This is a genomic window from Burkholderia sp. Se-20373, assembly GCF_017104705.1.
GTDB lineage: Bacteria > Pseudomonadota > Gammaproteobacteria > Burkholderiales > Burkholderiaceae > Burkholderia.
Map to the genome: position 1 here is coordinate 19,135 of NZ_JAAGPH010000101.1, position 11,223 is coordinate 30,357.

Genomic DNA, 11,223 nt, shown 5'->3' on the forward strand with positions numbered 1-11,223 from the left:
CCAGGAGACACGCAACATGACGCAATGGATCGACACCGGCGCGCTCGACGACATCGACGACGAAGACGTCGCGCGCTTCGACCATGCCGGCCACACGTACGCGATCTACCGCATCGACGGCGAAGTCTATGCGAGCGACGGCTTGTGCACGCACGAGCGCGTGCATCTCGCGGACGGGCTCGTGATCGACCACGTGATCGAATGCCCGAAGCACAACGGCCGCTTCGACGTCCGCGACGGCCGGCCGCTGTCCGCACCCGCCTGCGAGACGCTGCGCACGTACCGCGCGAAGATCGAAGACGGCCGCATCCTGATCGAGGTGTGACGCGATGACGAACGACCGGGTGATGATGATCGTCGGCGCGGGCCACGCGGGCGGCCGCGCGGCGCAGGTGCTGCGCGAATCCGGCTGGAGCGGGCGGATCGTGCTGATCGGCGCGGAGGCGCACCTGCCGTACGAGCGGCCGCCGTTGTCGAAGGGCGTGCTGACCGGCGAGCGCAGCGCGGCGCAGTGCCGGTTGCGCGATCCGGCGGCGTGGGCGGCCGATCGTATCGAGCCGGTCGTCGCGACGGTCAAGCGCATCGATCCGGGCGCACGCGAAGTGCGCCTGTCGGATGGCAGCGTATTCGGTTACGACGCGCTGCTGCTCGCGACCGGCGGCCGCGCGCGTCGCCCGACGATTCCGGGCGCGACGCTCGACGGCGTGTTTGCGTTGCGCACGCTCGACGACGCGGCGGCGCTCGGCACGCGGCTCGTGCCCGATGCACGGGTCGTGCTGATCGGCGGCGGTTTCATCGGCCTCGAAGTCGCGGCGTCGGCGCGACTTCGAGGGTGCCGCGTGACGGTGCTCGATGCGGCGCCGCGCCTGCTCGGGCGTGCAGTGCCGGAGGCGATCGCGGCGCGCGTGCACGCGCTTCACGAACGGCAGGGCGTGGCCATTCGCGTGAAGCGGAAGCCGGTTGCGATCGAGCGGACGGCGGGCGGTGCGCTGGCCGTCGTGCTCGACGACGGCGACACGCTGATCGCCGATACGGTCGTCGTCGGCATCGGGATCGAGCCGGCTGACGAACTGGCGCGTGAGGCGGGCCTCGCCGTCGAGCGCGGCATCGTCGTGAACGAACGGCTCGAGACATCGACGCGCGGCATCTACGCGGCCGGCGACGTGGCGGTGTTTCCGAGTGCATTGTCGGGACGACGGGTCCGGCAGGAGACGTGGCACGGCGCCGAGACCCAGGCGCGCGTCGCCGCGCGCAACATGCTCGGCGCCGATGAACCGTATCGCGAGACGCCGTGGTTCTGGTCGGATCAATACGACGCGCAGTTGCAGGTGGCTGGAGAGCCGGCGCTTGGCGAGCGATCCGTCGCGCGCGTGCTCGGCGATGACGCGGAAATCCACTTCCATTTCGATGTGGATCGGCGACTCGTCGCCGCAAGCGGCTTCGGTCGCGCGTCGGGTTTCGTCAAGGAGATGCGGGTTGCGCGGATGCTGGTCGAGCGCGGGATCGACGTGAGCCCGTCGGCTGTCGCGGATGCGAGGGTGAAGCTGAAGTCGCTGATGTCGGCCGAGTGAGACCGGTAGCGAAAACGAAGCGGCGAAGCGCGAAGGAAGGAGGGTAAAACGCGCGGCGAGGATCGCCGCGCGTTTCGGTCAAGCGACGATCAGATCGTCGTGTGCAGGTGCAGGTACAGGCCGGCCGCCGCGGCGCCGCCGAGCAGCGGGCCGACGACGGGCACCCACGCATAGCGCCAGTCGCTGTCGCGCTTGCCGGGAATCGGCAGCAACGCGTGCATGATGCGCGGCGACAGGTCGCGCGCGGGGCTCATCGCATAGCCGGTCGGGCCGCCGAGCGAGATGCCGATGCCGAGCACGAGCAGGCCGACGGGCAGTGCGTCGAGCGCGCCGAGGCCGACCTGCGGCGACGCGAGGTACAGCACGCCGAGGATCAGCACGAACGTGCAGATCGCTTCGGTCAGCACGTTGTGCGTGACGCTGCGGATCGCCGGCGCCGTGCAGAACACCGCGAGCTTCAGGTCCGCATCGGCTTCCTTCGCGAAGTGCTGGCGATAGGCGAGCCACACGAGCAGCGCGCCCGCCATCCCGCCGAGCATCTGCGCGAGGACGTAGCCGCCGACTTTCGACCACGCGAACTTGCCCGCGAGCGCGAGGCTGATGGTGACGATCGGGTTCAGGTGCGCGCCGCTGAACGACGCGGTCACGTAGACGGCGACGAACACGGCCATCGCCCAGCCCATCACGATCACGATCAGGTCCGCGCCTTTGCCCTTGGTCTTTGCAAGCAGCACGTTTGCGACCGCGCCGTTGCCGAGCAGCACGAGGATCGCCGTGCCGATGAATTCTGCAATATAAGGTGACATGTTTGTCTCTCTTGAATCACGGCGGACTCGCGCATCGCGCGGTCCGCCGGTGTTGTTGTATTTCGTCTGGATGCCTGACGGTTACTGCGCGTCGTCGGCCCATGCCTTCGCGGCACGCACCGCACGCTGCCAGCCCGACATGCAGCGTTCGACGTGCTCCTTCGGCATCGACGGCGAGAAGCGGCGATCGAGCTGCCACTGGTCGCGCACTTCGTCGAGGTTCTTCCAGTAGCCGATCGCGAGGCCCGCGAGATAGGCCGCGCCGAGCGCGGTCGTCTCGGTGATCTGCGGACGCACCGCGTCGACGCCGAGCAGGTCCGCCTGGAACTGCATCAGCAGGTCGTTCGCGCTCGCGCCGCCGTCCACGCGCAGCTCGCCGATGCTGATGCCCGAATCGGCTTCCATCGCGGCCAGCACGTCGAGCGACTGGTATGCGATCGAATCGAGTGCCGCGCGTGCGAGGTGCGCGGAGGTCGTGCCGCGCGTGACGCCGAACACCGAGCCGCGCGCCCGCGCGTTCCAGTGCGGTGCGCCGAGGCCGGCGAACGCGGGCACCAGGTAGACGCCGTCGGTGTGCGGCACGCTCGCGGCGAGCGCTTCGATTTCAGCGGCCGACTTGATGATGCCGACGCCGTCGCGCAGCCACTGCACCACCGCGCCCGCGATGAAGATGCTGCCTTCCAGCGCGTACTGCACGTTGTCGCCGATCTGCCAGGCGATCGTCGTGACGAGGTTGTTCTTCGATTCGATCGGCTTGTCGCCGGTGTTCATCATCAGGAAGCAGCCGGTGCCGTAGGTGTTCTTCACCATGCCGGACTGCGTGCACATCTGGCCGAACAGCGCTGCCTGCTGGTCGCCCGCGATGCCCGCGAGCGGGATCTTCGACGCGAACACGGTGGTCTTCGTGTGGCCGTAGATTTCCGACGACGCCTTCACTTCCGGCAGCATGCTGCGCGGGATGTCGAGCATGTCGAGCAGTTCGTTGTCCCACTCGCGCGTATGGATGTTGAACAGCATCGTGCGCGACGCGTTCGTCACGTCGGTCACGTGCAGTTCGTGCTTCGTGAAGTTCCACACGAGCCAGCTGTCGACGGTGCCGAACGCGAGCTTGCCCTGCTTCGCCTTCTCGCGTGCGCCCGGCACGTTGTCGAGAATCCAGCGGATCTTGGTTCCCGAGAAGTACGAATCGATCGGCAGGCCGGTCTTCGCGCGCACCTTCGCCTCGAAACCCTGGGCCTTCAGCGAATCGCAGAAGTCGGCCGTGCGGCGATCCTGCCAGACGATCGCGTTGTAGACGGGCTGGCCCGTCTCGCGATCCCAGACGATCGTGGTTTCACGCTGGTTGGTGATGCCGATCGCGGCGATCGACGTGCCGTTCAGGCCCGTGCGCGTGACGGCTTCGGCGGCGACGCCGGCTTGCGTCGACCAGATTTCCTGTGGATCGTGCTCGACCCAGCCGGGTTGCGGGTAGATCTGTTCGAATTCCTTCTGGGCGATCGAAACGATATTGCCCTGGCGATCGAACAGCATCGCGCGGGAACTCGTGGTGCCCTGGTCAAGCGCGAGGATGTACTGATCCTGCATGTCTCTCATCTCCATCCGTGGATTTGGCTTAGTTGTGATGCGCGCCGCATGTGGGCGGCGCGTCGGTGAGTCAACGTCGGTCAAGCAACTGCAACTGCATTCCGATCAGGCGTGCGGCGCGTGCGCGGCGGCGAACCACGCGTCGACCGCGGCGGTCACCGCGTCGAGCGTGCCGGGCGCGACGTGCAGGCCGAGCTTCGAGCGGCGCCACAGCACGTCCTGCGCGCAGGTCGCCCATTCGGCGTCGCGCAGGTAGCGCAGTTCGGCGTCGTAGAGGCCCGGTGCGATTTCGGTGCCGAGATCGGCGAGCGACTTCGCGCCGTCGATCACGCGCTCCGCGCGCGTGCCGTAGGCACGCGCATAGCGGCGGGCGAGCGCGGCGGGCAGCCACGCATGGCGTTTGGCGAACGTATCGGCGAATGCGTCGAACTTCGCGTTCGCGATGTCGCCGCCCGGCAGCGCGACGCCGGCCGTCCAGGTCTTCGCGTCGCGGCCGAGCACGCGGCACAGCATGTCGCCGGCTTCTTCCGCGAGCTTGCGGAACGTCGTGATCTTGCCGCCGAACACCGACAGCAGCGGGGCGCCCGCACCGTCGTCCAGCTCGAGGCGGTAGTCGCGCGTGACGGCCGATGCGTTCGCGGCGTTCTCGTCTTCCAGCAGCGGGCGCACGCCCGAGTAGGTCCAGTGCACGTCGGCCGGCGAGATCTTGCGCTTGAAGTAGCGGTTGATCGAGTCGCACAGGTACTGCGTCTCGTCGCGATCGATCGCGACCTTCGCGGGATCGTTCGTGTATTCGACGTCGGTCGTGCCGATCAGCGTGAAATCGTGTTCGTACGGAATCGCGAAGATGATCCGCTTGTCCGGGTTCTGGAAGATGTATGCGTGGTCGTGATCGAACAGGCGGCGCGTGATGATGTGGCTGCCCTTCACGAGCCGCACGCTGTGGTGCGCGCCGCGGCCGAGCGCGCCTTTCAGCACTTCGCCGACCCACGGGCCGGCCGCGTTCGCGATCGCACGTGCATGCACGACGCGGATCGAACCGTCGGCGTGCTGCAGTCGCGCTTCCCATTCGTCGCCGCGGCGTTCGGCGGACACCAGCTTCGTGCGCGTCAGGATCTGGGCGCCGCGCTCCTTTGCATCCATTGCGTTCAGCACGACGAGGCGCGCGTCGTCGACCCAGCCGTCCGAATAGACGAAGCCGCGCTTGATCGAGTCGATCAGCGGCGCGCCGGCCGCATGGCGGCGCATGTCGATGCCGCGCGAGCCGGGCAGCAGTTCGCGTTTCGCGAGGTGATCGTAAAGGAACAGGCCGATGCGGATCAGCCAGGCCGGACGCAGGTTCGGCATGTGCGGCATCACGAAGCGCAGCGGCCACATGATGTGCGGCGCCGCGCGCAGCAGCGTCTCGCGCTCCTGCAGCGCCTTGCGCACGAGCCCGAACTCGTTGTACTCGAGGTAGCGCAGGCCGCCGTGAATCAGCTTCGTGCTGGACGACGACGTGTGCGACGCGAGATCGTCCTGCTCGCAGAGCATGACCGACAGGCCGCGGCCGGCCGCATCGCGCGCGATGCCCGCGCCGTTGATGCCGCCGCCGACGACGAGCAGATCGTAGCGATTCGGTTGGGTCACCTGCTGTCCTTATCGTCTGAGGGAAATGGGTGAACAGGAAATGTTCGAATTCGAAATTTAACGAACGAAATCGAAAAAGTAAAGTTCGAAAAAGCGGGGCCAGTAGCGCGCGGCGCGATCCCGGACGATACTGGCGGAATCGACCGTTTCACGAGGTGAATCATGCGTATTGGGATGTGGGCCGGCGTGTCTGCCGTCCTTCTGGCGGGGTGCACTGCCGGGATGCCGCCGCTCGCCGGCAACTGGCGCACGCCGTCGTTCGCCGACCTGCAGACGTCATGCGGCGGCACGGCGCGGGACTGGGGCGCGGACGCGCAGCCCGTCTACTCGACGCTGTATGACGCGTACGTGGCGAAACGGTATCGCGGGCTGACCGATGCGAACTATTGTGCGTTCGTAAACGAACTTTCGACGCACTATGCGGCGCCGGACGCGGCGGCGCGTGCCGGCTGGATCGCGTATTTCAACGGTGCGCGCGCGCAGGCCATCAGCTGGCGGGCGGCGGTCGATCCGACGCTGCGCGGCGGCTGAAGCAGGCTGCGGCGGGGCGGTGGGAAGGAAGCGGAAATGGCCGCGCGGCCCGACATTCGGGCGGCGCGGTCAGGTCAGGAAAGGTGTGGTTTTACGAATAGCGGTACTTGATGGATCGCAGCGCGGCGTCGCCGGTTTCGGTTACGCAGTATTTGCGCCCCGAACCGAGTCCTTCCAGACGAACCAGCTGCTGTTCGAGCAGTGCGTCGATTTCGTCCCGATCCATGTGGGTTTGATCGGGAGCGTCCTTCACAAGCAATAGCGTGGCGAATTCATGCGGACTCAGCATCGTTCTCTCCATGGCGACCAGTCAGCCCGCGCGGCCGGCGCACGGGCCGACGCGCGATACCCAGCGGGGTATGGCTTGGGGGGAAAGCTGTATTCGCCGGCCATGCCATTCGTCCGCGCCCTGGCACAGGCGGAACGGTCGAAATGGGCCGGGGAACTGGAGTCTAGTCGAGCGCGCAGCCAACGACAAATCGGGCCCCGTTAATTTTCCCTTTGACAGCGGGGCTGCGCGCAAGCGGTTTGCTCGCGACGCCAACTTCTTGATTTCACTTGAAGTTTCGGGTGCGGTGCAGCATCGGAACCGTCACTCGGCGACGTACACCTGGGTGCCGGCGGCCGCGACGGTGTCGGCCATCTCGGGCGGCAGCGGCTTGTCGGTAAAGAGCGCGTGCACCTGGCTCAGGTGGCCCTGGCGCACCAGCGCGGGACGGCCGACCTTCGAATGGTCGGTCACGAGATAGACGGTGCGCGCATGCTGCATGATCGCCTCGGCCACGCGCACCTCGCGCGTGTCGAAGTCGCGCAGCGTGCCGTCGGCCTCGATCGCCGACGTGCCGATGATCGCGTAGTCGACCTTGAACTGGCGGATGAAGTCGATCGCGAGTTCGCCGACGATCCCCTTGTCCCACGGCCGCACGATGCCGCCCGTGATCAGCACCTCGCAGTCGGGGTAGCCGCTCATCATCGACGCGACGTTCAGGTTGTTCGTGATCACGTGCAGCCCGTGGTGGCGGTTCAGCGCGCGCGCGACTTCCTCGGTGGTCGTGCCGAGGTTGATGAACAGCGAGGCCTGGTCGGGAATGTGCGACGCCGCGAGCGCCGCGATGCGCCGCTTCTCGTCGTGGAACATCCGCTGGCGCGCGGTGTACGACACGTTCTCCGAGCTGGTCGGCAGGCTCGCGCCGCCGTGGTAGCGGCGCAGCAGGTTCAGGTCGGCCAGCCAGTTCACGTCGCGGCGGATCGTCTGCGGCGTCACCGCGAAGTGCGCGGCGAGATCGTCGACGGTCACGAAGCCGTCGCGCTGCACCCATTCGAGCAATTCCTGCTGGCGCGCGTTGAGGGTGAGGCGGGGATCTCGGGTCATGGCTCGATGGTCGTGTCGTGAGACGGAGCGGGTATTGTAAGGGCGGCAACGGTGTTAGGCCGGCCTGGCCCGCAGGGTTGCTGGATATTCATGCGGAAATTGCATGGATTCATTTCACAAATGAATTTGTGCGATTGTGCCGATCGCGCTGCAATGGCGGATTGCCCGCGCACGCGGGGGGCGCGTCCGGCGCGATCATTCAGCTTTCGACGAGGTGGAACCGATGACTGGCTTCAACTGGCACAACCCGTATCCGACGACCCGCATCCCGGTGTTCGCGCGCAACGTCGTGTCGACGTCGCACCCGCTCGCCGCGCATGCGGGGCTGCGGATGCTGTGGAAGGGCGGCAACGCGGTCGACGCGGCGCTGGCCGCCGCGGCCGCGCTTACGGTCGTCGAGCCCGTGTCGTGCGGGCTCGGCGGCGACGCGTTCGCGCTCGTGTGGGACGGCGAGCGGCTGTCCGGGCTGAACGCGTCGGGCGTCGCGCCGGCCGCATGGAACGTCGACTATTTCCGCGAGCGCCACGGCGAGGCGGGCAACGGCATCGCGAACAAGCCGACGCGCGGCTGGGACACCGTCACCGTGCCCGGCGTGATCGCGGGCTGGGAAGCGCTGCACGCGAAGTTCGGTTCGCTGCCGTTCGCGGACCTGCTCGAACCGGCGATCGAGATCGCGGAGCGCGGCTATGCGGTGCCGCCGATCGTCGCGCACAAGTGGGCGGCCGCGGTGCCGGAACTCAAGGGGTTGCCGGGTTTCGCGGACACCTTCATGCCGCATGGCCGCGCACCGCAGGTAGGCGAGCGCATGTGCCTGCCCGGTCATGCGCGGACGTTGCGCACGCTGCAGAAGGACGGTGCGCGCGCGTTCTACGAGGGCGCGCTCGCCGAGCGCATCGCCGCGTTCTCCCGCGAAGGCGGGGGCGCGCTGACCGCAGCCGACCTGCAGGCTTACCGGCCCGAATGGGTCGAGCCGATCGGCAAGCGCTTCGGCCGTCACACGATCCACGAGATTCCGCCGAACGGGCAGGGCATCGCCGCGCTGATCGCGCTCGGGATCGCCGAGCACGCGGGCGTGACCGAGTGGCCAGTCGATTCGGTCGACTCGCAGCATCTGCAGATCGAGGCGATGAAGCTCGCGTTCGCGGACATCTATCGCTACGTCGCCGATCCGCGCGCGATGGAAGTCACGCCCGAGCAGATGCTCGACGATGCGTATCTCGCCGAACGCGCGAAGCTGATCGACCCCGCGCGCGCGACGCACTTCGCCGCCGGCCGGCCGCATTCGGGCGGCACGGTCTACCTGTCGGCGGCCGACGAGCGCGGGATGATGGTGAGCTTCATTCAGTCGAACTACATGGGCTTCGGCTCGGGGCTCGTCGTGCCCGGCACCGGCATCGCGCTGCAGAACCGCGGGCACGGTTTCTCGATGGATCCGGCTTCGCCGAACGTCGTCGCGGGCGGCAAGCGGCCGTTCCACACGATCATCCCGGCGTTCGTCACCGAGGAGGTCGAAGGCCGGACCGAGGCCGTGATGAGCTTCGGCGTGATGGGCGGCGACATGCAGCCGCAAGGGCATCTGCAGACCGTCGTGCGGATGCTCGGCTACGGGCAGCAACCGCAGGCGGCCTGTGATGCGCCGCGCTGGAAGGTCAACCGCGACTTCACGCTCGACGTCGAGGCGACGATGAATCGCGCGACCGTCGATGCGCTGGCCGCACGCGGCCATACGATCAAGTCGATCGACGATCCTTACATGGATTTCGGCTCGGGGCAGTTCATCTGGCGTCTCGATCGCGACAATCGCGAACGGGGCTACGTGGCCGCGAGCGACAGCCGGCGCGACGGTCTGGCGGCCGGTTTCTGATGGATTGCCGGCGGCTTTCGCCGGCATGTCGTGTGCTTCGCGGGCGGCCGGAATGGCCGCCCGTTTCGTTTGCGGCAAGCCGTGTCACCGCGCGGGCGCAAGCGGTTTGAAGGACTCGTCTAACGAACGGCAACAGACGCCGTGGAACTGCGCTTGCCGGGTATGGTCAGTGCTTTGAAGCATGAACATCAAAGTCCGGCTAAGATGCCAGCATGGTTCGGCCGGACCAATCCACTATAAACGCAAGTAAAACGCCGCCTGCGGGATGGCCGGCGCCTGTGCCGAAGGCATGGGCCGGCCCCCGCGCGACGACTGGGAGCGCACCACCATGGACACCAAAACGACGCATGTGATGCCGTGGCGAATCGAGGACATCGACCTGAACCGGATCGATCGTCAACGTGCCGCCGCGAACGAGGATCTGTTGCTGCTGTTGTGCGCGTCGTCGTTCATCGAAAGCGGCTCGGATCTCTACACGAGCAATCTGAGCCAGTTCTTCAACGACGATCCGGAAGTCTCCGCATGGCTCAACAATGCATGGGAGCACGAAGAATTGCAGCACGGGCGCGCGCTGAAGGCGTACATCGCGCACGTGTGGCCGGAGTTCGACTGGGATACCGCGTTCGCGAACTTCTTCGCCGAGTATTCGCAGACCTGCAAGGTCGAGGCGTTCGAGAAGACCCGCGCGCTCGAGATGGTCGCGCGCTGCGTCGTCGAGACGGGCACGGCCACGCTCTATCGCGCGATCAACGAGTGCTCGGACGAGCCCGTGCTGAAGGAAATCACCGACAACATCCGCACCGACGAAGTGCGCCACTACAAGCACTTCTTCAAGTTCTTCAAGAAGTACAACCAGGTCGAAGGCAATGGCCGCCTTGCGGTGCTCGGCGCGCTGGCGCGCCGCGTGATGGAAATCAAGAACGAGGATTCGGAGATCGCGCTGCGCCACGTGTTCGCGGTGCGCTATCCGGATCGTGTCGGCGACAGCCAGTACAACCGCGAACGCGCCGCGCGCATCAGCACGCTCGTGCGGCGCAACCTGTCGGCCGACATGTGCGTGAAGATGCTGCTCAAGCCGCTCGACCTGCCCGCGAAGATCCAGCCGGGCGTCCACTATCCGCTCACGAAGATCACGCGGCACGTGTTCCTGCGCTGACCGTCGCGGCGCGGCCCGACGCGCGTATGCCGCGGCTTTTCATCCGCTTATCCACCGGGGCCACGTCATCATGACCGATATCCATCGCCACGCGCTCGAACAATGGACATTCGATGCGTGGCCGCCGGCCGTCGTCTCGTTGTTCGACGGTACCGCGCTCGAGCGTCATGCCGACCTCGCCGCCTCGCTGATCGTCGCGACCGACGATGGCCAGTTGCGCACGACGCTGCTCGGTGTCGGCGAAATCTATGCACACGATGCACGCACGCTGCTGCTGGCGCTCTGGCCGCAATCGCGTGCGGCGCGCGCGATCGCGCAACGGCGGTCGGCCGCGTTGACGCTGGTCGCGGACGGCGCGTTCTTTCAGGCCCAATTGAGGATGGCGCCGCTCGAAGGAGATTTCGGCGGACTGGCCGGATTCGCTGCGACGATCGCGCATGGCGATGCGCAGCGGGTCGGCTATGCGCGTCTCGCGACAGGTGTCACGTTCACGCTGGAAGGGGCGCGCGCCGAGGTGCTCGCGCGCTGGCAACGCCAGGTCGAGCACCTGCGGCGCGCAGCCGCACGGCTTCAGTGACCGCGCTGGCCGCTGCGCGACGAGCGGTTGCGGTTCGCGTGCGCGGCATTGCCGTTCGCCGGGCGCGCGCTGTTGCCGCCACCGGCCGGACGTCCGCTGTTGCCGCCGGTACCGCCTTGCCCTTGCGTGCGCG

The 11,223-nt window shown here is 67.2% G+C and carries 11 protein-coding genes; 6 read left to right on the forward strand and 5 right to left on the reverse strand.

Annotated features, from left to right (window positions below):
- Positions 1 to 16: 16 nt before the first annotated feature.
- Both G3N96_RS26945 and G3N96_RS26950 read left to right on the forward strand, forming a co-directional pair.
- Positions 17 to 325 carry a non-heme iron oxygenase ferredoxin subunit gene (locus G3N96_RS26945; protein WP_206139075.1) on the forward strand — a complete coding sequence of 103 codons (309 nt, stop codon included), beginning with the start codon at positions 17 to 19 and terminating at the stop codon, positions 323 to 325.
- 4 nt (positions 326 to 329) lie between these two features.
- Positions 330 to 1,571: an FAD-dependent oxidoreductase gene (locus tag G3N96_RS26950; protein WP_206139076.1), complete on the forward strand. Its 1,242-nt coding sequence runs from the start codon at positions 330 to 332 to the stop codon at positions 1,569 to 1,571.
- 89 nt (positions 1,572 to 1,660) lie between these two features.
- Here the strand turns inward: G3N96_RS26950 and G3N96_RS26955 are convergent, their stop codons facing one another.
- From G3N96_RS26955 to glpD, 3 genes are all read right to left on the reverse strand, one after another.
- Positions 1,661 to 2,377, reverse strand: coding sequence for an MIP/aquaporin family protein (locus tag G3N96_RS26955; protein WP_006484467.1), 717 nt, complete (start codon positions 2,375 to 2,377; stop codon positions 1,661 to 1,663).
- Between the two features lie 81 nt (positions 2,378 to 2,458).
- Positions 2,459 to 3,961, reverse strand: a complete 1,503-nt coding sequence (glpK, locus tag G3N96_RS26960) for a glycerol kinase GlpK (RefSeq protein ID WP_089456878.1) — start codon at positions 3,959 to 3,961, stop codon at positions 2,459 to 2,461.
- A 105-nt stretch (positions 3,962 to 4,066) separates the two neighbouring features.
- Positions 4,067 to 5,590 (reverse strand): glycerol-3-phosphate dehydrogenase, encoded by a 1,524-nt coding sequence (glpD, locus tag G3N96_RS26965; RefSeq protein WP_206139077.1) that lies wholly within the window; start codon positions 5,588 to 5,590, stop codon positions 4,067 to 4,069.
- A 162-nt stretch (positions 5,591 to 5,752) separates the two neighbouring features.
- Here glpD and G3N96_RS26970 point away from each other — a divergent pair, with 162 nt between their 5' ends.
- A complete protein-coding gene (locus G3N96_RS26970; protein WP_206139078.1) occupies positions 5,753 to 6,121 on the forward strand; it encodes a hypothetical protein in 369 nt (122 codons plus the stop codon).
- Between the two features lie 91 nt (positions 6,122 to 6,212).
- Here G3N96_RS26970 and G3N96_RS26975 read toward each other — a convergent pair whose 3' ends face one another.
- Together G3N96_RS26975 and G3N96_RS26980 are read right to left on the reverse strand one after the other, a co-directional pair.
- A complete protein-coding gene (locus G3N96_RS26975; RefSeq protein WP_011353109.1) occupies positions 6,213 to 6,410 on the reverse strand; it encodes a hypothetical protein in 198 nt (65 codons plus the stop codon).
- A 303-nt stretch (positions 6,411 to 6,713) separates the two neighbouring features.
- Positions 6,714 to 7,493 (reverse strand): DeoR/GlpR family DNA-binding transcription regulator, encoded by a 780-nt coding sequence (locus G3N96_RS26980; RefSeq protein ID WP_006493999.1) that lies wholly within the window; start codon positions 7,491 to 7,493, stop codon positions 6,714 to 6,716.
- Positions 7,494 to 7,716: 223 nt separating this feature from the next.
- Here G3N96_RS26980 and G3N96_RS26985 point away from each other — a divergent pair, with 223 nt between their 5' ends.
- The 3 genes from G3N96_RS26985 (at position 7,717) to G3N96_RS26995 (ending at position 11,090) form a co-directional block, all read left to right on the forward strand.
- Positions 7,717 to 9,357, forward strand: a complete 1,641-nt coding sequence (locus G3N96_RS26985) for a gamma-glutamyltransferase family protein (RefSeq protein ID WP_206139079.1) — start codon at positions 7,717 to 7,719, stop codon at positions 9,355 to 9,357.
- 328 nt (positions 9,358 to 9,685) lie between these two features.
- Positions 9,686 to 10,513 (forward strand): ferritin-like domain-containing protein, encoded by an 828-nt coding sequence (locus tag G3N96_RS26990; protein WP_039360322.1) that lies wholly within the window; start codon positions 9,686 to 9,688, stop codon positions 10,511 to 10,513.
- Between the two features lie 70 nt (positions 10,514 to 10,583).
- Entirely contained in the window at positions 10,584 to 11,090 is a 507-nt protein-coding gene (locus G3N96_RS26995) for a hypothetical protein (RefSeq protein WP_206139080.1), read from the forward strand.
- The last annotated feature ends 133 nt before the right edge of the window (positions 11,091 to 11,223 follow it).